Origin of the sequence: Pseudosulfitobacter sp. SM2401 (assembly GCF_042932805.1) — a bacterium.
In the GTDB taxonomy this organism is placed as follows: domain Bacteria; phylum Pseudomonadota; class Alphaproteobacteria; order Rhodobacterales; family Rhodobacteraceae; genus Ascidiaceihabitans.
Genome location: NZ_CP170634.1, coordinates 1 through 18,620 on the forward strand (window position 1 = coordinate 1; position 18,620 = coordinate 18,620).

The 18,620-nt window shown below is 56.8% G+C and carries 19 protein-coding genes; 12 read left to right on the plus strand and 7 right to left on the minus strand.

The features are described 5' to 3' along the window. The first annotated feature begins 12 nt into the window (after positions 1-12). The gene (locus ACFIO0_RS20800) at positions 13-195 is read left to right on the plus strand and encodes an SDR family oxidoreductase (RefSeq protein ID WP_390915439.1); all 183 of its coding nucleotides are present in this window, start codon (positions 13-15) and stop codon (positions 193-195) included. Between the two features lie 238 nt (positions 196-433). Here the strand turns inward: ACFIO0_RS20800 and ACFIO0_RS20805 are convergent, their stop codons facing one another. Together ACFIO0_RS20805 and ACFIO0_RS20810 are read right to left on the minus strand one after the other, a co-directional pair. Further along, positions 434-1,174, minus strand: a complete 741-nt coding sequence (locus ACFIO0_RS20805) for a hypothetical protein (protein WP_390915411.1) — start codon at positions 1,172-1,174, stop codon at positions 434-436. Positions 1,175-1,312: 138 nt separating this feature from the next. Further along, positions 1,313-2,353 (minus strand): Rieske 2Fe-2S domain-containing protein, encoded by a 1,041-nt coding sequence (locus ACFIO0_RS20810; RefSeq protein WP_390915412.1) that lies wholly within the window; start codon positions 2,351-2,353, stop codon positions 1,313-1,315. Between the two features lie 285 nt (positions 2,354-2,638). Here ACFIO0_RS20810 and ACFIO0_RS20815 point away from each other — a divergent pair, with 285 nt between their 5' ends. Genes ACFIO0_RS20815 through ACFIO0_RS20835 form a run of 5 tightly spaced genes read left to right on the plus strand, consistent with a single transcriptional unit; the run spans position 2,639 to position 7,149 of the window. Next, the gene (locus ACFIO0_RS20815) at positions 2,639-3,874 is read left to right on the plus strand and encodes a urate hydroxylase PuuD (protein WP_390915413.1); all 1,236 of its coding nucleotides are present in this window, start codon (positions 2,639-2,641) and stop codon (positions 3,872-3,874) included. A 27-nt stretch (positions 3,875-3,901) separates the two neighbouring features. Continuing rightward, positions 3,902-4,705: a phytanoyl-CoA dioxygenase family protein gene (locus ACFIO0_RS20820; RefSeq protein ID WP_390915414.1), complete on the plus strand. Its 804-nt coding sequence runs from the start codon at positions 3,902-3,904 to the stop codon at positions 4,703-4,705. A 3-nt stretch (positions 4,706-4,708) separates the two neighbouring features. Continuing rightward, a complete protein-coding gene (locus tag ACFIO0_RS20825; RefSeq protein WP_390915415.1) occupies positions 4,709-5,749 on the plus strand; it encodes a helix-turn-helix domain-containing protein in 1,041 nt (346 codons plus the stop codon). Positions 5,750-5,779: 30 nt separating this feature from the next. Continuing rightward, positions 5,780-6,124: a Rid family hydrolase gene (locus ACFIO0_RS20830; protein WP_390915416.1), complete on the plus strand. Its 345-nt coding sequence runs from the start codon at positions 5,780-5,782 to the stop codon at positions 6,122-6,124. Positions 6,125-6,174: 50 nt separating this feature from the next. Further along, positions 6,175-7,149, plus strand: a complete 975-nt coding sequence (locus tag ACFIO0_RS20835; RefSeq protein ID WP_390915417.1) for an NAD(P)H-binding protein — start codon at positions 6,175-6,177, stop codon at positions 7,147-7,149. A 10-nt stretch (positions 7,150-7,159) separates the two neighbouring features. Here ACFIO0_RS20835 and ACFIO0_RS20840 read toward each other — a convergent pair whose 3' ends face one another. Genes ACFIO0_RS20840 through ACFIO0_RS20850 form a run of 3 tightly spaced genes read right to left on the minus strand, consistent with a single transcriptional unit; the run spans position 7,160 to position 10,664 of the window. After that, a complete protein-coding gene (locus tag ACFIO0_RS20840) occupies positions 7,160-7,984 on the minus strand; it encodes a 3-keto-5-aminohexanoate cleavage protein (protein WP_390915437.1) in 825 nt (274 codons plus the stop codon). A gap of 37 nt (positions 7,985-8,021) precedes the next feature. Beyond that, the gene (gene cueR, locus ACFIO0_RS20845; protein ID WP_390915418.1) at positions 8,022-8,411 is read right to left on the minus strand and encodes a Cu(I)-responsive transcriptional regulator; all 390 of its coding nucleotides are present in this window, start codon (positions 8,409-8,411) and stop codon (positions 8,022-8,024) included. Continuing rightward, the gene (locus ACFIO0_RS20850) at positions 8,412-10,664 is read right to left on the minus strand and encodes a heavy metal translocating P-type ATPase (protein ID WP_390915419.1); all 2,253 of its coding nucleotides are present in this window, start codon (positions 10,662-10,664) and stop codon (positions 8,412-8,414) included. 128 nt (positions 10,665-10,792) lie between these two features. On the opposite strand from ACFIO0_RS20850, the gene ACFIO0_RS20855 reads away from it, so the two are divergent. Genes ACFIO0_RS20855 through ACFIO0_RS20865 form a run of 3 tightly spaced genes read left to right on the plus strand, consistent with a single transcriptional unit; the run spans position 10,793 to position 13,528 of the window. Then, complete coding sequence (locus tag ACFIO0_RS20855) at positions 10,793-12,049, plus strand: aminotransferase class V-fold PLP-dependent enzyme (protein WP_390915420.1); 1,257 nt, start codon at positions 10,793-10,795, stop codon at positions 12,047-12,049. Further along, a complete protein-coding gene (locus tag ACFIO0_RS20860; RefSeq protein ID WP_390915421.1) occupies positions 12,042-13,151 on the plus strand; it encodes a CoA transferase in 1,110 nt (369 codons plus the stop codon). Before ACFIO0_RS20855 ends, ACFIO0_RS20860 begins: the two co-directional genes overlap by 8 nt. A gap of 50 nt (positions 13,152-13,201) precedes the next feature. Next, entirely contained in the window at positions 13,202-13,528 is a 327-nt protein-coding gene (locus tag ACFIO0_RS20865) for a hypothetical protein (protein WP_390915422.1), read from the plus strand. A gap of 27 nt (positions 13,529-13,555) precedes the next feature. Here ACFIO0_RS20865 and ACFIO0_RS20870 read toward each other — a convergent pair whose 3' ends face one another. Then, a complete protein-coding gene (locus ACFIO0_RS20870; RefSeq protein WP_390915423.1) occupies positions 13,556-14,116 on the minus strand; it encodes a LuxR C-terminal-related transcriptional regulator in 561 nt (186 codons plus the stop codon). An 80-nt stretch (positions 14,117-14,196) separates the two neighbouring features. Here ACFIO0_RS20870 and ACFIO0_RS20875 point away from each other — a divergent pair, with 80 nt between their 5' ends. The 3 genes from ACFIO0_RS20875 to ACFIO0_RS20885 all read left to right on the plus strand — a co-directional run bounded on the left by ACFIO0_RS20875 (position 14,197) and on the right by ACFIO0_RS20885 (position 17,450). Further along, positions 14,197-15,480, plus strand: a complete 1,284-nt coding sequence (locus ACFIO0_RS20875) for an acetylornithine deacetylase/succinyl-diaminopimelate desuccinylase family protein (protein ID WP_390915424.1) — start codon at positions 14,197-14,199, stop codon at positions 15,478-15,480. Positions 15,481-15,538: 58 nt separating this feature from the next. Beyond that, the gene (locus tag ACFIO0_RS20880) at positions 15,539-16,981 is read left to right on the plus strand and encodes an ABC transporter substrate-binding protein (RefSeq protein WP_390915438.1); all 1,443 of its coding nucleotides are present in this window, start codon (positions 15,539-15,541) and stop codon (positions 16,979-16,981) included. Between the two features lie 61 nt (positions 16,982-17,042). Beyond that, the gene (locus tag ACFIO0_RS20885) at positions 17,043-17,450 is read left to right on the plus strand and encodes a cupin domain-containing protein (protein ID WP_390915425.1); all 408 of its coding nucleotides are present in this window, start codon (positions 17,043-17,045) and stop codon (positions 17,448-17,450) included. Between the two features lie 8 nt (positions 17,451-17,458). Here ACFIO0_RS20885 and ACFIO0_RS20890 read toward each other — a convergent pair whose 3' ends face one another. After that, positions 17,459-18,574: an acetoin utilization protein AcuC gene (locus tag ACFIO0_RS20890; protein WP_390915426.1), complete on the minus strand. Its 1,116-nt coding sequence runs from the start codon at positions 18,572-18,574 to the stop codon at positions 17,459-17,461. Positions 18,575-18,620 lie beyond the last annotated feature (46 nt).

The following is an 18,620-nucleotide window of genomic DNA, read 5'->3' on the forward strand; positions in this document are numbered from 1 at the left end:
GTCCCGAGATATATTGAAAAGGACGCAAGTACTGCCGACGGGCTAGACCCGAAAATCTTGGCCGAAATGTTATCGCGTATTCCTGTCAGTCGCCTTGGCAAGCCCGAAGATGTGGCTGGTATGATCGCATTCTTGTTGAGCGAGGATGCAAGCTATATTACCGGTCAAGTTATTCATGTGAATGGCGGACTATAAGCTTCGGCAAACTCGTGGTCAAAGGTCGTTCCTTCGAAATGATAAGGATGCATGCCTAATTGCTTGAGTTTATTTCGCCGATTTAAGGTTGGAAACTGAAGCTCGCATAACCGGATGATCTGAAACTTGCCCAGTTTAGTCATCGCTTATATAATTTTAACATAAGATAGATTATGTGAAATCTAATTCACCTGATGAACGGCTGCCTTGGGGTGGCGCTAGAAGAGTTTCGCGGAACTCAGGATAAGTTGCAGACTTTTTCGTAGAACCGAGAATTGTGAAAACGGGCGTCTTCTAGGACATCATTGCGCCGTTCGGCATGTTTGATCTGATCGGACCAATCATCTGGCGCTGCCATAATCGGGTTCTGGCGAAAGGATTGAAATTTTTGATTAAAGGGCAGGCAAAGAACACGGCGCCCCAAACACATAGCCCAATAGGTACCGTGGTATGAATTTGTCACGACCGTTTCAGCACTGGCAAGAAATGCGATTGCGTCCTCCATTGTTCCGGTATCGTTGCTGAGTTCTGGAATACCTTTAACCCGCTGGAGATGTTCGGATTTTCTGGCATGCGAGAACAAAACGACGTCGCGCGTTGGGTCCGCAGGAGCGTCAAACAAAGGTGACATTGCCGATGCGCACGGCACATATTCGCACCCCTCTACACCCCAATTCCGGGTTGAAACCAACGCGCAGCTGGCGTCCAAAAGATCGAATTCTACGCTCTTGCTATCCTTTGCAGATAGTCCGACGCCCCAGACCACGCGTTTATCTGCCCCTGCCGTTTTGTAAACGCACGAGGAGACGCACTCTTGAAAAACTTGACCACCGCCTAAAATCGCCAATTTGCAGTCTGGTGTGTCTTCTGAGAAATCAAAAAACCTGTGACTGCCAAGATTTAGGTAGTTGCCGGGCGAACAGGCCAAGTCGCCAACATTGTTTTTGCGCCGACGATGAATGAATGCCGCATCAATCATGGTTTGCCGCTCCGACAGAATCTGCGGTTGCTTGGGATTTCTGCGCTTGTTTCATGACCTGACATTGCACTTCTTTTCGTGTTGAAGCACTCAAACCTTCATCGTTGTCTTTGCAGGGATGAGAACGAAGACAGCGCCCTACTGGCTCATTTTCGCGTCCACCATCGCTTCTTCTGCGATCATCGCCTCTAGTTGACGGCGGAACCGCAGCTGGCCTGCGTCGATGCCCAGATCAATGTGCGGCGAGGTCTTTTTGCTCATGCCGATCTGCACTTGATCCAACACAGCGCGGTCCTCTTCAAACGCGTGCTGCACGTCTTCGGACATCATTTTTGACAGGGCTTCGTCGTTGGGGCGAATATTGCGCAGTTGGAACCAGTAATACCGCGTTTCGGTTTCGGTCGTCGGGGTCATGAAATTGTAGCTGTCCATGATGAACGTGTTTTCGTGCAGCGGCCCATCGACGCCGCCCGTCCCTGCTGGCGTGAACACAGCGCGCACCAACGCATGGCTTGGATAGCGGACCTCATAGTGCTGCAGGCGGTCGCAATTGCCCTCGAATTCGACGACCTTTTTGTAGAACGGTGCCGGTTCGTGATCCATCATCCAGCGATGAACAATGACGCCATTGTCGGTCTTGGTCACCCGCAGCGGTGTGTCTTTTGTGGCGGCGGCGGCGAACGAACTTTGATGCACCCATGCGACGTGCGTGGGGTCCAGCAGGTTGTCGCACATCAGCAGATAGTTGCAGTTCAGCTCCATCGCGGCACCACGATTGATGCCCCATTCAGGGCTATCAAAGTTCGGGATATCAATGATGTCTTCGGGGTCGGCGATTGCGGCATTGCCCATCCAGATCCAGATCAGCCCGTATTTTTCGTGCACAGGAAACGGACGCACACGCGCCGCCGACGGGATGCGCCCGCCCCCCGGTGCCCAAACGCACTGACCCGCGCAATCAAACGTCAGGCCGTGATAGCCGCATTCGATGTTGTTGTCTTTGATCCGGCCTTTGGACAGCGGCAATTTGCGGTGCGGACAGGCGTCCTCCATCGCGATGACTTCGCCGTCGTCAGTGCGGAACATGCAGATTTCTTCACCCAGCACTTTGACCTGCTGCAACTCGTTCACAATTTCTTCGCTCCAGGCGGCGACGTACCATGCATTTTTCAGAAACATATGACTTCCTAGCTGAGGCGGTTTCGTTGGCTGAGTTTGGATCACTGATATACGAAATTTGGCGCTGCAAAAGCCCATCTTGAAACCAACGATGATTTGAGGCGCGCAGGCAAGGATGCTGTTTTACAACAAAGCTTGGCTCTTTTTGTTGTGAAACAGACAAAGACGTGACAGCAGACAGGGCGTGCCATTCGCTACCTGCACACAAACCAAGCCATAGACGCGGGCGAAACTGTGGATAGTATCGCGGTGGAACGTCGCTAATTCCGACCTTAGGAGGTTGCTATGTATGATTTTTCAGTCATTTGGGACTGGATCGCCTTTGCGGTGCGCTGGCTTCATGTCGTCACGGCGATGGCGTGGATAGGGGCGTCGTTCTTTTTCATAGCGCTGGATCTGGGTTTAAAAAAAGCCCCCAACATGCCGACAGGGGTGCATGGCGAAGAATGGCAGGTGCATGGCGGTGGATTTTACCACATCCAGAAATATCTGGTTGCGCCTGAAAACATGCCCGAGCATCTGATCTGGCACAAATGGCAAAGCTACATCACGTGGGTGTCGGGTGCTGCGCTGCTGATGATCGTCTATTGGGTCGGAGGCGAGCTGTTTTTGCTCGATCCGACAAAGGCGAACTTGTCGCTGTTCCAAGGCATCCTGATCTCGGGTGGCTCTTTGACCATCGGGTGGATCGCGTATGATTTCATGTGCAAATCCAAGCTGGGCGAACATTCGACCCTGTTGATGCTGCTGTTGTTTGTGATCCTTGTGATCATGGCGTGGGGCTATGATCAGATTTTTACCGGTCGTGCGGCGCTGCTGCATTTGGGGGCGTTTACCGCCACGATTATGACCGGCAACGTGTTCTTTCAGATCATGCCGAACCAACGCATTGTTGTTGCTGACCTAATGGCCGGCCGCACGCCGGATGCGAAATACGGCAAGATTGCCAAGCTCCGATCGACCCACAACAACTATCTGACGCTGCCGGTCGTGTTTTTGATGCTGTCCAATCACTATCCGCTGGCCTTTGGGACCGAATACAGCTGGATCATCGCCAGCTTGATTTTCCTGACCGGCGTCACGATCCGGCATTATTTCAACACGATGCATGCCACAGGCCAAGGTCCGCATTGGACATGGGCCGTGACGGTCATTTTGATGATCATCATTGCGTGGCTTTCCTCTGTTCCGGGGGGTGACACGTATGAAGAAGCCGAGGCGCGCGCGCTGACGCCGTACGAGCAAAAATTCGTATCCGCCAAAGGGTTCGAGGAGGCGTATGACGTCGTCCTTGGCAATTGCTCGATGTGCCACGCACGCGAACCCAGTTGGGATGGTCTTCGGTGGGCACCCAAGGGCGTGGTGCTGGAAACGCAAAGCGATGTGGCGCGATATGCCGACAAAATTTACATGCACGCAGGCCTTAGCACGGCCATGCCGCCACCAAATGCCATCGCAACGATGACCGCCGAAAACCGCGGTAAAATCGTCGCATGGGTGCGCAATGCGCGGGCGGATTGAACCCAACATTCAGCAAGGACACCGAACATGACGCATCCGCTTTTGACCCCGCAGCACATCCAAGATTACCACACCGATGGTGCCGTTCTTGTGCGTGGTTTGTTCAAGGACCAAGTCGAACAACTGCGCGCGGGTGTTGAACGCAACATGTCTGAACCGGGACCCTATGCCGCCGAAAATCTGCACGCGGGCGAAGGTGGGCGGTTCTTTGATGACTATTGCAACTGGACGCGGATTTCCGAATTTAGCGATGCGATCCATGCCTCACCCGCCGCAGCGGTTGCAGCCGAGCTGATGAAATCAAAAACCGTGCAGATGTTTCACGATCATGTTCTGGTCAAAGAACCCGGCACCTCAAAGCCAACGCCGTGGCACCAAGACAGCCCGTATTATTTTGTCGAAGGCGAACAAACCGTCAGCTTTTGGTCGCCGCTTGATCCGGTTAAACAGGCATCTTTGCGCTGCGTGGCTGGATCACACCGTTGGGAAAAACCGGTTTTGCCGACGCGCTGGCTGGCTGAAACCAGCTTTTATCCCAACGACGACGACTACATGCAGGTGCCCGACCCCGACGCCGAAGCCATGGACGTGCGCGAATGGGATATGGAACCGGGGGACGCAGTTGCGTTCAATTTCAAGACATTGCACGGCGCGCGCGGCAACGAAAGCACGTCCCGCAGACGCGCGTTTTCGCTGCGGTTGATTGGCGATGATGCGCGGTACGTCGGACGGCCCGGCCCCACGTCGCCGCCGTTTCCCGGCCACAACATGCAAGCGGGTCAGCGGCTGCGCGAGGACTGGTTTCCGATGCTGCTTGGCACCCACAGCTAACCCATGACCACGTCTGTGCGCACCATTCCATCACGACCAGATTTGGTGCCTGCGGGCGCGTTCAGCTATCCGGTGGCGCATCCAAAAGACACCCGTTGGTTTGGGTTTCTGCTGCTGCCAGAATTCACGTTGCTGGCGTTTAGTGCCGCATTAGACCCGCTGCGCATCGCCAACCAACTTGCCCAGAAGCCACTGTACGGCTGGGTCGTTTTGTCCGAAGACGGGGATGCCGTCCGGTCATCTTCGGGGATTGACGCCGGTGTTCATGGCGCGCTGCGTGATTTGGAAACCGACACCTATCTGTTTGTTTGCGCCGGCAACCAAGGCACCAAAGTTGCAACGCAAAACGTGCTGGATAGCATTCGCCGTCATGTGCGTTTTGGTGGCAAGGTCGGCGGCATTTGCACGGGGTCCTCGACACTTGCGCGCGCAGGCGTGCTGAAAAACAAACGGTTCACGTTGCATTGGGAAAACCAACCGGGCTTTATCGAAGCCTTCCCTGATCTGACCCCGACCAGCCACCGATACGAACAAGACGGTGATCTGCTGACCTGTGGTGGCGGCGCTGCATCAACCGAAATGATGATTTCGATCATCGCGCAGGATTACGGTCAGGATTTTGCGATTGCTGTGTCGGATATGTGTCTGAACGGGCCGGATATTTCTTCGCGCACAGAGCAACGTTCGTCCATCGCCAAGGCGATCAGTTCGCGCAATCCACGGGTGCTTGGCGTTTTGCGGGCGATGTATGCCAACATCGAAGAACCCCTTGCGTTAGAGGACCTCGCCGAGCTTGCCAGCATTTCACGCCGTCAGATGGAGCGCCAATTCAAGCAGTTGCTGAACGAGGCCCCCGCCCAAACCTACCGCAACATTCGACTGGATCGCGCAAGATCGCTGCTGATGGAAACCGACCTTGGCATCATGCAGGTTGCCATGGCCAGCGGGTTCAATTCGAACGAAGTCTTTACCCGTCATTTCCAGACCCGATACGGCGAAACGCCCAAGGGCCACCGCAGTCGTTTAAAGAGCAAAGACGCTTAGAACCCTCACACTTATACAGAAAGACAAAACATGATTGAACGGATTGAAACGGGGGCGCGGTCCTCAAAAATTGTGAAACATCGCGGCGTTGCCTACATCACTGGCCAGGTCGGCGAAGGGGCCACGATCGAGGACCAAACCATCGAATGTCTGCGTCGCCTCGACGCGCTGCTGATCAAAGCAGGCTCGTCACGCGAACAGATGTTGCGGGCCACCATTTGGCTGGCGGACATGAGCGATTTTAACGGGCTGAACGAAGTCTGGAACGCGTGGGTGCCCGAAGGTCACGCCCCTGCCCGCGCCTGCGGCGAGGCAAAACTGGCGCGCGCAGAACTAAAAGTCGAGATCATCGTCGACGCGGCCTACGACGACTAAAACTTGCCCTCCATTCTTACCTGAAAACCCTACGCCTGAAAGCGATCCAAATGCCCCAACAGACCGTTCTGATCACCTCTGCCACCGGCCGCATCGGCAAAGAACTGGTGGCGCGCCTTGCCAAGGACCCCGCATTTATTGTGCGCGCATGCTATTTTAGCGAGACCAAAGCCGACAGCCTTTTGGCGCTTGGCGCGGACGAAGTTGTGAAATTTGATCTCTCGGATCAGGGCACATGGGCCGCCGCCCTTGCGGGCGTCAGTGCGGTCTATTCAGCCTCGCTTGATCCGATGTTGCAAGGCCATCTGGCGTTTGCCAAAGAGCTAGGCAAACGGCGCGATCAAATCAAACACGTCGTGCGCGTCAGCTGCATGGGGGCCGATACCAACACCGCGTCCTACGTCGCAGATCAGCACGCATCGCGCGCAGGCGCAGGCATTCCGTTGATGTTGCAACACTACTGGTGGGGCGAAAAAGCACTGATCGACGAAGGCCTGAATGTCACAGCACTGCGCAACAACTTTTTCATGAACCACCTGCTGAAAACCGACTGCGAAAACATTGATCGCGAAGGCTGGTTTTCAAACCCCTTGGGCGACATGCGAAATTCGTTTGTCGCCACCCGCGACATCGCCGAAGTTGCGGCGGTTGTGTTGTCCGAAGGGCCGGACAGGCACGCGAACAAGTTCTACGACATCACCGGCCCTGCCCCACAATCCATGTCGGAAATCGGCGCTGATTTAGGTCGCGCGATGGGTAAAACCATCGAATACCGCGCCCAATCGATGGTCGATTTCGAGGCGGATTTTGGCGCGACACGGGCGGAATTCTTTGAATATCTGACAAACGGTTTTTACACGCGCTGTAGCCCTGATTTCTACAATCTGACAGGTCACAAACCGACCTCGTATTACGACTACCTGACGACCAAAGGGGCCAGTGGCGAAACCGGTCTTGAGGAATTGTGGCAAGGCAACCTTTGGAAAAAAGGCGAAGACGCGATGAAAGATGCGGCCAAAGTGTAAAGCCTGTTCGCTACCTTAACCCCAACAGTGCCCGTGCTTGTTGGGGCGTCGCAACGGCACGTTCGTATTGGGCGCACAGCCCGACAACCCGTTCCACCAAGGCTGCATTCGACGACGCGAGCCGGTCTTTATCGAACCGGACGTTGTCCTCCAGTCCGGTCCGTGCGTGCCCGCCATTTGACACCGCCCACTCGTTCACCGTGATCTGGTCACGGCCAATACCAGCCGCACACCACGGCGCGCCAGGGAACAGTCGTTCCACGGTTTCCAAATAAAAATCAAACACTTGGCGGTCCACAGGCATCGCGTTTTTCACACCCATCACAAATTGCACGTAAGGCGTTGCGGCGATCTGACCTTTGGCGTGCAGGTCTGCAGCGCGGAAAATATGGCTTAGGTCAAAGGCTTCGATTTCGGGTTTTACATCGTATTTGACCATCTCGGCAGCCAGCCAATCCACCAAATCAGGCGGGTTTTCGTAGACCCGCGTGGGGAAATTGTTGGACCCTACTGACAGCGATGCCATGTCCGGACGTAGCGACAACATCCCGCCCCGGGTTTTGCCTGCGCCTGATCGCCCGCCCGTCGACAGTTGGATAATCATGCCGGGGCAATGTTTTTCGACACCTTCTTTGAGCGCTGCGAATTTTTCCGGATCGGAACTGGGCGTTTCGTCGTCGTTGCGCACGTGGGCGTGGCAAATGCTGGCACCGGCCTCAAAGGCGGCGTGCGTCGATTCGATTTGCTCAGACACGGTGACAGGCACGGCTGGATTGTCGGCCTTTGTCGGCACAGAGCCCGTGATCGCGACGCAGATAATACAGGGGTCAGTCATGCTCATGGTCACGTCCTTTTTGGTGGGTGCGCCGACCCTATGATTGATCGGCAAGACGTTCAAGGATCGGACAATCGGGACGGGTGTTGCCAGCGCAATCGCGGATCAAATCTGACAGGGTGGCACGCATCGCCTCGAGGTCCGCAATCTTGGTTTCGATCTGCTGCAAATGGGATTGCGCCAAGGCCCGAACATCCGCACTGGCCCGTGATTGATTTTCCCACAGCGCAACCAACTGGCGGCAATCATCAATGGAAAACCCCAACGCACGGGCATGGGCGACAAAGGTCAAAACATGCACATTGGCATCTGAAAAAGACCGGTAGCCGTTTGGATCACGTGCAGGTTTGACCAAGCCGATTTCTTCGTAGTAGCGGATGGTTTTGCTGGGCAGACCTGATTGGGCCGCGACGTCACCGATGTTCATTTACGCCTCCTGTTTCTGGGTTGCGGGCTGGACCCAGCGCAAGCGCAATGCGTTGGACAACACAAACACACTGGACAAGGCCATGGCCCCCGCCGCGAGCGCTGGTGACAACAAAACCCCAAACAGCGGATAGAAAACGCCCGCCGCCACAGGAATCAAAAGGCTGTTGTAGGCAAAGGCCCAGAACAGGTTTTGACGGATATTGCGCATCGTATGTTTGCTGATCTGCACGGCGTTGACGACAGCCAACAGATCGCCGGACATCAGAACTACGTCTGCCGCCTCGATGGCAATGTCGGTGCCGGTACCCACCGCGATACCGACGTCAGCCGCCGCCAGTGCCGGCGCGTCATTGATCCCGTCACCGACAAAAGCGACTGGCCCCTGCATCTGCTTGAGCGCGGCCAGTTTTTGATCTGGCAGCGCCTCTGCTCGCACGTGATCAAGCGGCAGTTCCGCCGCAATCGCGTCGGCCGATGCTTGGGTATCCCCTGTGATCATCGCAAGCTTGATACCCATGTCATGCAACGCGTTCAGCGCTTGGGTCGTGGTGGGTTTCAACGCATCAGAAACCGCAAGCAAGGCCTGAACTTTGCCGTCTGCCGCCACAAAAACCAGCGTTTTACCCTGAGCGGTCCACGCATCGCTGTCAGCTTTCAAGGCGGCGATCGGCACATCGTTTTCAGCCATGAAACGCGCCGTGCCGACAAGTACAAAACGCCCGTCGACGCTGGCTTTTGCTCCGTATCCAATGACCGCCTCGAAATCCTGGGCGATGGGAATTGTGAGGTCCCGCGCCGTCGCATACGCGACAATCGCCTTGGCAATAGGGTGCTCTGATCGGGCCTCGACTGCGGCGACATCTGCTAACACTTTTGCAGCGCCTGCCCCGTCAACATAGCTGAGATCGGTGACATCTGGGTGGCCCATTGTCAGCGTGCCGGTTTTGTCGAACACAATCGTGCGGACCAATTGCAGCGATTGCAGCGCGTCACCTTTGCGAAACAGCACGCCCATTTGTGCGGCGCGTCCTGTCCCAACCATTATCGAAGTCGGCGTGGCCAAACCCATCGCGCAGGGGCAGGCCACAATCAAGACGCTGACACCGGCAACCAACGCGAATCGCAGCGCAGGATCAGGGCCAAAAACCAGCCACCCCAAAACCGTCAACAGCGCCAGTGCCATGACCACAGGCACGAACCAAAGCGTGATGCGGTTGACCAGTTCCTGAACCGGCAAACGCGCGCCTTGGGCGTCTTCGACCATGCGAATAATTTGCGCCAGAACGCTGGCCTCGCCCACGTGACTGACGCGCAAGATCAAGCTGCCAGTGGTGTTCAGCGTGCCGCCAATGATCCGCGCATCTGTGCCCTTTTGAACCGGCACAGGTTCGCCCGTCATCATGCTTTCGTTCACATAGGATTGTCCCTCGACCACGACACCGTCCGCCGGGATGGTTTCACCCGGGGCAACCTGTAGTTCATCCCCGATTGTGATCTGATCCGCGGCGATCTGCACCCACGCCGCGCCACGTCGCGCTGTCGCGGTTGTCGGGCGCAAACCAACCAGTTTCGCGATTGCGTCACCGGTCCGCCCTTTGGCGCGCGCCTCTAGGTAGCGGCCCAAAAGGATCAACGTCACGATGACGCCTGCTGCTTCAAAATATACTGCGGCGGTGCCAATCGGCAGAACGATGGGGGCAAACAACGCGACCATCGAATAGCCCCACGCGGCCAAGGTGCCGATGGCTACCAAAGCATTCATGTCAGGCGCGCCTTTGAACAAGTCCGGCAGACCGCGCAGATAAAAATCACGCCCCGGCCACACCATCACGACGGTGATCAGCACCGCTTGGATCAGCCAGCTGTTGGTTTGCCCGATTGTGCCTGCGATCCAGTGGTGAATTGACGGCAAGGCATGGCCGCCCATTTCGACCAAGAACACCGGCAGCGTCAGCATCGCGGCAATCAGCGTCATGCGCCCAAGCGTCGCGATCTCGGCTTGTTTCTGCGCGGTCTTTTCTGCGCGCCCTGCCCCTGCAACTTTGATCCGCGCAGGGTAGCCCGCTTGCGTGATCCCGCTGGCAATCCGCGCCTCTGCCGCGCTGTCAGGCAGCCCTTCGACCACGGCTTCGTCCAGCGCCAGATTCACATGCGCCGTCACCACGCCGGGCATCGCAAGCAACGCCCGTTCAACCCGACCCACACAGCTTGCGCAGTGCATTCCCGAAATATCAAATGTCGTCTGAGCCATCGCATATCCAATCTATGATATGAGCTACATAAAGGTTCCAGTCACTGTAAGGTCAAGCCCTCGCAAACATTTCCATTGCCTTTAACAGCAGTTCGGCAAAGAAATGAGAAAAACTGAGGAACAGACCCATGGCGCACTTTACCGATACCCTGATGAACGACATTCGCAGCCGCTTTGCGCATGTCAACGCGTGCCCATTTTCCGGCCCGCGCATCTTTTTCGAAAACGCAGGCGGTGCGCTGACGCTGAATTCTGTGGTTGAAACCTCGGCCAAGTTCGCAGCGATCCCTGACAATCAAGGCCGCGCGAATGCTGCCGCCGAGGCGTTGGTGAACATCATCAAAACCGCCAAAGCGGACATGGCGACGTTCTTTAACGCGTCTTCCGGCCAGTTTTTTGTCGGCGAAAGCGGCACAGAATTGACCTACCGCTTGATCCGCACAGCAGTGATGGGCACGCCCGATGGGCCTGTGATCGGGTCAACCGTTGAGCACCCCGCATCGCGCAGTGCGGCGCAGCATTGGGCAAAGGCGGCTGGCAAATCCTATGTCAGCGTTCCACACGACGACGCGACGGGCCTCGTTACGCCGGACGCCTACACCGCGCTGATGACACCCGACGTTCGGGTCGCCACGATCCTGCACACCTCGCCGGTCACAGGCATGGCGATTGATGTGGCCAGCATCGCCGCTGCCATTCGCGCGGTTTCGCCCGATTGCTTCATCATCGTCGACGGCATCCAGCACGCCAGCCACGGGTTGATCGATATCGCGGCGTGTGACGTGGATGGCTACATCGTGTCGCCGTACAAAGTGTTTTCGCGGCACGGTTACGGCGTCGCGTGGGCGTCAGATCGCTTGTCGCAATTGCCGCTAGAGGAGCTGATTGATGGCCCGCTTGAGAACTGGGAAATGGGCACGCGCGACACCGGCGCCTACGCCACATTTTCCGATGTTGTCAGCTATTTCGACTGGCTGGGTGGCGAAGTATCTGATGCCACAGATCGGCGCACGCGGATCGAAGCGGCGGGTGCTGCGATCAAAGCGCACGAGAAAACCCTGACCGACACGATGCTGAACGGCACTGGCAATTTACCCGGATTGAACGACCTGCCGGGCGTTACGATCATCGGGGGCGCCGACAACCCGGCGCGCGAGGGGCTTGTGTGTTTCGCGCTTGACCACGTGCCAGCATTGGACATCGTAGAGCAATTGAACACCAGCGGCATTCGCACGCACATTCGCAAAGCCGACCACTATTCCGGCAACATCCTGACGCCTCTGGGCCTGCCCGCCGCCGTGCGCGTGTCGATGTGCCACTACAATTCCGCCGAAGAGGTCGCATCCTTCCTTGCCGCCATGAAAAGCATCTCGGACAATGCTTGATCGCAAAGGCCCTTTGCGCGGCGTGCGCGTGGTGGAAATGGCCGGTCTTGGCCCTGCCCCGTTCTGCGCGATGATGCTGGCCGACATGGGGGCCGAGGTGATCAGAATTGCCCGCCCCGGTCAGGCGCCGCTGTTCGGATTAGAACAAAAACACAACCTGTACGACCGTTCGCGTCGGTCGCTAACGCTGGACCTGCGTGACCCCGAACAATTGGGACAAGCTAAATCGCTCATCGCCAAAGCCGAGATTCTGATCGAAGGGTTTCGCCCCGGCGTGATGGAACGTTTGGGGCTTGGGCCTGATGATGTCACCCCGACCAATCCCGCGTTAGTTTACGGGCGTATGACAGGTTGGGGCCAAGACGGGCCGCTGTCACAACGCGCTGGCCACGATTTGAATTACATGGCGATTTCAGGCGCGCTTTGGTCCATCGGACCTGCGGACGCGCCCCCACCGCCACCGCAAAATATCATCGCTGATCTGGCCGGTGGCGGCATGATGCTGCTGACAGGCGTGCTCGCGGCATTGACCCACGCGCGGGCCAACGGCGAAGGCCAAGTTGTCGATGCTTGCATGTCCGACGGCGCGGCCTTGATGATGGTTTTGCAATACGGGCTCAAGGCCGGCGGCGCGTGGGATGACACCGCGCGGGGCGGCAACGTGTTGAACGGCGGCGCTGCGTATTATCGGTGTTACGAGACATCCGATGGCGGCTATGTGGCACTTGGCCCAATTGAACCGCAGTTTTTTGCCACCTTGCTGGATAAGCTGAACCTGACCGACCACCCGACGTTCGCCAATCAATACGACGCGGACGCGCAGGCCGATATGCACAGCGCGCTAGAGAGCATTTTTCGCTGCAACACCCGCGACACTTGGCAAACAATTCTGGAAGAGGTCGACGCCTGCTTTGCACCCGTTCTGTCGATGGAGGAAGCCCCGCAAAACCCCCACAACATCGCGCGCGGGACCTTTGTTGAAACGGACGGGGTAGTGCAGCCTGCGCCCGTGCCGCGGTTTATGGGCACCCCAAGCGATCCACCAACGCACGGGGATGCGGGACACGTTGGTTTTGATGAGGTGATGGAGAAGTGGGGCTAATTCATTCAGTTCCAGCGCGTATATTTTGAGCGGCAAGAGAGGACAATATATTGAGCAACATCTACGATTTCATTGACGAAATGAAACAGCGGCCCGGCATGTTTACGCAAGTCGGGTCCTTAGGTCCTTTGGAAACTCTTCTCTTCGGTTACTGTGCTTGTCTGCATGCGAATGAAATCAAAGAGCCATATGAGGGCCGTGTGTTTAACCCTTCAGAGTTCTCCGATTGGTTATTTGATGAAATGGGGTGGTCGGGAGCGTTTGGGTTTGCCCGTGCCATTGAAGAAAACGCGCATGGATCAGATACCGCATTCGACACCTTTTTTAAGTTGGTGCAACGCTTTCGGCAAAGCAGAACAGAACCACTGGCTTGTTGAAGCACGCGTTCGTGTCGCGGCCAACCCCTACCCACTTGGCCTTGCATAACTCATCCGCCTCAACAAATCCGTCGTGTTCTTTGCCTCAAACTTACGCAACAGACGCGCTCGCACGTCCTCAATCGTACGCGGAGACAACTCCAACTCCCGCGCGATTTCTTTGCTGGTCAAACCCCGGCTTAGACGGCTGAGCACCTCGCGTTCGCGTTTCGTCAAACGCGGCCCGTCCACCTGATCGCGGATCAACGCAAAGCTCATCACTAGATGGGCCAGCGGATCGTCCGGCGTCAGTGATTTGGCGCGAAACCGGAACCAGATCGGCAGCCCGTCTTGGCAGCGCATCATCCGCTCGTCGCTGTAACTGCCCGTATCGGCCATGGTTTGCAGCCCGATGTCACGCACCCGATCAAATTCAGCGTGATTGGGATACAAAATGCGAAAAGACTGGCCAATCAGCGTATCCGCCGTGTAGCCTAGCGTTGCAGCAAACGTGTCATTGCACGAACTGATCACACGATACCGCGACACGGCCAGCCCGATTGGGGCTGCGTGGAATGCCTGCAACATCTCTGCTGTTAAATCATCCATAGCGCTCTCCGTGATTCTACGGTATTGATACCGTAACTGATCCCGCCAATACTCCAAGCGATTCCTCGATTAGGTGAGCTATGACGACAACCTTGATGGCACGTATTGACGGCAAGCGGGATGATTTGATCCAGCTGACGCAAGATTTGATCCGTATTCCGACACTAAACCCACCAGGTGAAAATTATCAGGCGATTTGCGATTTTCTGGACAAACGCCTGTCAGCGCACGGGTTTGAAACACAGCTGATCCGCGCATTTGGCACGCCCGGTGATTGCGAAAAATACCCTCGCTGGAACATTATAGCACGTCGCGATGGCAAACACGCAGGCGATTGCGTTCATTTTAACAGCCACACAGATGTGGTCGAAGTCGGCGCAGGCTGGACGTTTGACCCCTTTGGCGGCGACATCGCGGATGGCAAAATTTACGGGCGCGGCGCGTGCGACATGAAGGGCGGATTGGCTGCCTCCATCATCGCCGCAGAGGCGTTCATCGAAGAACATCAGGAGTTCCACGGCGCGATCGAAATATCAGGCACAGCGGATGAGGAATCCGGTGGCTATGGCGGCGTCGCCTACCTAGCCGAACACGGGTTTTTCAGCCCCGAAAAGGTGCAGCACGTCATCATCCCCGAGCCCTTGAACAAAGACCGGATTTGTCTGGGCCATCGCGGTGGTTGGTGGGCCGAGATCGAAACCAAAGGCGAAATTGCCCACGGTTCTATGCCGTTTTTAGGGGATTGTGCCGTGCGCCACATGGGCGCTGTGATTCATGAATTCGAGGATAAATTGTTCCCCGCCATGGCCTTGCGCCGCACCGACATGCCTGTCGTGCCCGAAGGGGCCAAGCAATCGACCATGAACATCAATTCGATCCATGGCGGTCAAAAGGAACAGGACGATGATTTCACCGGCCTGCCTGCGCATTGCGTGCCCGACAGTTGCCGGATCGTGATTGACCGGCGATTCTTGGTCGAAGAACCGCTGGAACAGGTGCGCGGCGAGGTCAAAGGCTTGCTCGAAGGGCTGCGCGAATCCCGTCCTGATTTCGAATACGAATTGACCGAACTCAACGCGGTTCTGCCGTCAATGACCGACAAAACCGCGCCTGTGGTCGAAACCGTCGCCCAAGCGATCCAGGACGTGATGGGCAAAGCCCCGGAATACGTCGCCAGCCCCGGCACCTACGATCAAAAACACATCGACCGCATCGGCAAACTCAAGAACTGCATCGCCTACGGCCCCGGCATCTTGGAACTGGCGCATAAACCCGATGAATATATCGGAATCAATGATATGATCGACAGCGCAAAGGTGATGGGCGCAAGTCTTGAAACGCTGTTGTTACCCAACAAAAACTAAAAACCTGAGGGAGAATTAAATGAAACATTTCGTATCCAGACTGGCGCTTGCCAGTGCCATGAGCGTCGCAGGCATTTCCGCGCACGCCGCTGGCACCGACATCACTGTTGCCTTGCAATTGGAACCGCCGCACCTTGATCCGACAAGTGCCGCCGCTGGTGCAATTGACTCGGTTCTGTACTCAAACGTGTTCGAAGGGTTGACCCGTTTCATGGGCGACGGTGCCGTGGTTGCAGGTCTCGCCGAAAGCTGGGAAATTTCCGCAGACGGCTGCATCTACACATTCAAGTTGCGCGACGGTGTCACGTTCCATGACGGCACCACAATGGAAGCCACGGACGTTGAATTCAGTCTGAACCGCGCCCGCGCAGAAGACAGCACAAACGCACAAAAGGGGCTGTTCGCCGGCATCACAGCGGTCGAAGCCGTTGATGCGCGCACCGTCAAAGTGACGCTCGATAAACCAAACGGCAATTTCTTGTTCAACATGGCATGGGGTGACGCGGTTATCGTCGCGCCTGAAAGCATCGAGAACATCAAACAAACGCCGATCGGCACGGGTGCGTTCAAATTCACCAACTGGGTGCAGGGCGACAAAATCGAACTGACGCGCAACGATGCGTATTGGGGCACGGCACCTGCGCTGGAAACCGCGACGTTCAAATTTGTCTCTGACCCGACGGCGGCGTTTGCGGCTGTGATGGCCGAAGATGTGGATGTGTTTAGCGGCTTTCCTGCGCCTGAGAACCTTCCTCAATTCGAGGCAGATCCACGGTTCCAGGTTCTGGTTGGATCGACCGAAGGCGAGACGATCTTGTCCACAAACAACAAGATGCCGCCATTTGACAACGTGTTGGTCCGCGAAGCTTTGGCCCACGCGATTGATCGCCAAGCCATCGTTGACGGCGCGATGTTCGGGTACGGCACGCCAATCGGCACGCACTTTGCCCCGCACAATCCCGCCTACGTCGATCTGACGGGCGACAGCGCGTATGACCCTGAAAAGGCCAAGGAATTGTTGGCCGAAGCAGGCTTTGCCGACGGGTTTGAGACCACGTTGCACCTGCCGCCCCCATCCTACGCGCGTCGCGGTGGCGAGATCATCGCGGCCCAACTGGCAGAGGTCGGTATCAAAGCCGAGATCACCAACGTCGAGTGGGCGCAGTGGTTGGAAACTGTGTTTCGCGGCAAGAACTTTGGTCTGACAATCGTGTCGCACACAGAGCCGATGGACATCAACATTTACGCCAATCCTGACTACTATTTCCAGTACGACAATCCAGCGTTCCAGGAACTGATGACCAAGCTGAACACAACGACGGATCCTGATGCGCGCACCACCCTGATGGGGGATGCACAGCGGATGATCTCGGGCGATTACGTGAACGGATATTTGTTCCAACTGGCGGCACTGTCCGTGGCAAAAGCCGGTGTACAAGGACTGTGGACTAACGCGCCGACCCAAGCAACAGACCTGACTGGCGTAAGCTGGGCAGACTGATCGCGACACAGCTAAGGCGGGCTAAACCCCGCCTTACGACACCAAAACTTCGGGGGAACGGATGGATATTTTCAAAGCAGGCACACGCCCAAGTATGCGCGCCAATCCTGATTTCTTCACAGGAACTGTTTGGCAGGATCCTGTCATCGGTGCCCAGCCCCCTGCCCGCCTGAATGCTTTGGTCGTCAGTTTTGAACCCGGCGCGCGCACGGCATGGCACACGCATCCTTTGGGCCAGACATTGCACGTTATGTCAGGCACGGGGCGTGTGTGTTTGCGTGGTGAAGCACCCAAAGCTATCAGGGCTGGTGACACCGTTTGGATACCTGCGGGCGTCGAACATTGGCACGGCGCGGCACCTGCAACCGGCATGGTGCACATGGCCATGCAAGAGGTCGTTGACGGGTCGGCGGCAGACTGGCTCGAGCACGTCAGTGACGCAGATTACGCCCAAGCGGTGGTGGGTTAAAACCCACCTTACAAGGACGCCAATTTCAGCACATGCGCGACGCTTTGCACAACTTCATCACGGATCGGTCCAACGCGCGGGGCGTCACGCAATGTCGTGAACCAATGCGCGGGCGGATTGCGGCCCCGACTGTTTCCATCAAACGTCAAATTGCGCAGGATGGCTTGGGCGGTGTGTGGCAAGATATCTGGCAAATCAAACCCGTTCAACGCGCCCCAAACTCCGGTCCACAAGCGCCCCACCGACCACGGATTGTAACCGCCGCCGCCCAGAACCAGCAGCCGCTCGGACAGACCCATCAGCCCTCGCACCACATCGAAATGCGCGTTGTTGGAAAGGGACAGGCGCGATTGCGGGTCCTCATCCACCGCGTCCGCGCCGCACTGCAAAACGATAGCGTCGGGCGCAAACGATTGAACCACCGGCAGGATCATGCTGCGGGTGATCTGCGCCATTTCGCTGTCGTTCATGCCCGCGGGCACCGGCAGATTGTACAGCGACCGTGTGCGATCAGCCCCAAGCCCACCGGTACGCGGCCAACGCCCGTCTTCGTGCACCGAGATCATCAGACAATCAGGATCATCGCCAAACGCGTGCTCAACACCGTCGGGATGATGCGCGTCGATGTCGATATACGCCACACGCTGCGCGCCGTTTCGACGCAAAGACAAAATCGCCAGAACCGGATCATTGAGATAGCAAAAGCCGTTGGCGTGGTCCGGCATTCCGTGGTGCGTACCACCTGCGGGGTGGAACACCGTACCGCCGTTTCGCAGCAGTTCACCCGACATCAGCGATCCACCAGCACTGGTCGCGGGGCGGCGGAACATTTCCGGAAACACCGGATTGGATGGGGTGCCAAGACCGTAGTGCATGCGCACATCGTCGCTGACGCGTTGATCGGTTTCGGCCTGCATCAGAGCCTGAATGTAGTCCGCGTCGTGCCAGATGTGCAGGGCAGCAGGCTTGGCACGCGGGCTAATCCGGTAAACATCATCGTCCAGCCAGCCCAAAGCGCGCGACAAATCCATGACCGTCGAAACACGCGGCACCCGCAGCGGATGCGCAGCCCCGTAAGACGAGCGACGATAGATTTCAGACCCGATAAAAAGCGGCTTGGACATGCCCCCCTAGCTAACCTGATTGCCGCCCCAAGCAAGCGGGTTTTGT

Excerpts from the sequence above, each read along its gene's own strand:
- ACFIO0_RS20875 (WP_390915424.1), top strand. The coding sequence starts at position 14,197 with ATGACGACAACCTTGATGGCACGTATTGACGGCAAGCGGGATGATTTG.
- cueR (WP_390915418.1), bottom strand. The coding sequence starts at position 8,411 with ATGAACATCGGTGACGTCGCGGCCCAATCAGGTCTGCCCAGCAAAACC.
- ACFIO0_RS20855 (WP_390915420.1), top strand. The coding sequence starts at position 10,793 with ATGGCGCACTTTACCGATACCCTGATGAACGACATTCGCAGCCGCTTT.
- ACFIO0_RS20810 (WP_390915412.1), bottom strand. The coding sequence starts at position 2,353 with ATGTTTCTGAAAAATGCATGGTACGTCGCCGCCTGGAGCGAAGAAATT.
- ACFIO0_RS20835 (WP_390915417.1), top strand. The coding sequence starts at position 6,175 with ATGCCCCAACAGACCGTTCTGATCACCTCTGCCACCGGCCGCATCGGC.
- ACFIO0_RS20870 (WP_390915423.1), bottom strand. The coding sequence starts at position 14,116 with ATGGATGATTTAACAGCAGAGATGTTGCAGGCATTCCACGCAGCCCCA.
- ACFIO0_RS20890 (WP_390915426.1), bottom strand. The coding sequence starts at position 18,574 with ATGTCCAAGCCGCTTTTTATCGGGTCTGAAATCTATCGTCGCTCGTCT.
- ACFIO0_RS20820 (WP_390915414.1), top strand. The coding sequence starts at position 3,902 with ATGACGCATCCGCTTTTGACCCCGCAGCACATCCAAGATTACCACACC.
- ACFIO0_RS20805 (WP_390915411.1), bottom strand. The coding sequence starts at position 1,174 with ATGATTGATGCGGCATTCATTCATCGTCGGCGCAAAAACAATGTTGGC.
- ACFIO0_RS20825 (WP_390915415.1), top strand. The coding sequence starts at position 4,709 with ATGACCACGTCTGTGCGCACCATTCCATCACGACCAGATTTGGTGCCT.
- ACFIO0_RS20830 (WP_390915416.1), top strand. The coding sequence starts at position 5,780 with ATGATTGAACGGATTGAAACGGGGGCGCGGTCCTCAAAAATTGTGAAA.
- ACFIO0_RS20840 (WP_390915437.1), bottom strand. The coding sequence starts at position 7,984 with ATGACTGACCCCTGTATTATCTGCGTCGCGATCACGGGCTCTGTGCCG.
- ACFIO0_RS20860 (WP_390915421.1), top strand. The coding sequence starts at position 12,042 with ATGCTTGATCGCAAAGGCCCTTTGCGCGGCGTGCGCGTGGTGGAAATG.
- ACFIO0_RS20880 (WP_390915438.1), top strand. The coding sequence starts at position 15,539 with ATGAGCGTCGCAGGCATTTCCGCGCACGCCGCTGGCACCGACATCACT.
- ACFIO0_RS20885 (WP_390915425.1), top strand. The coding sequence starts at position 17,043 with ATGGATATTTTCAAAGCAGGCACACGCCCAAGTATGCGCGCCAATCCT.
- ACFIO0_RS20815 (WP_390915413.1), top strand. The coding sequence starts at position 2,639 with ATGTATGATTTTTCAGTCATTTGGGACTGGATCGCCTTTGCGGTGCGC.
- ACFIO0_RS20850 (WP_390915419.1), bottom strand. The coding sequence starts at position 10,664 with ATGGCTCAGACGACATTTGATATTTCGGGAATGCACTGCGCAAGCTGT.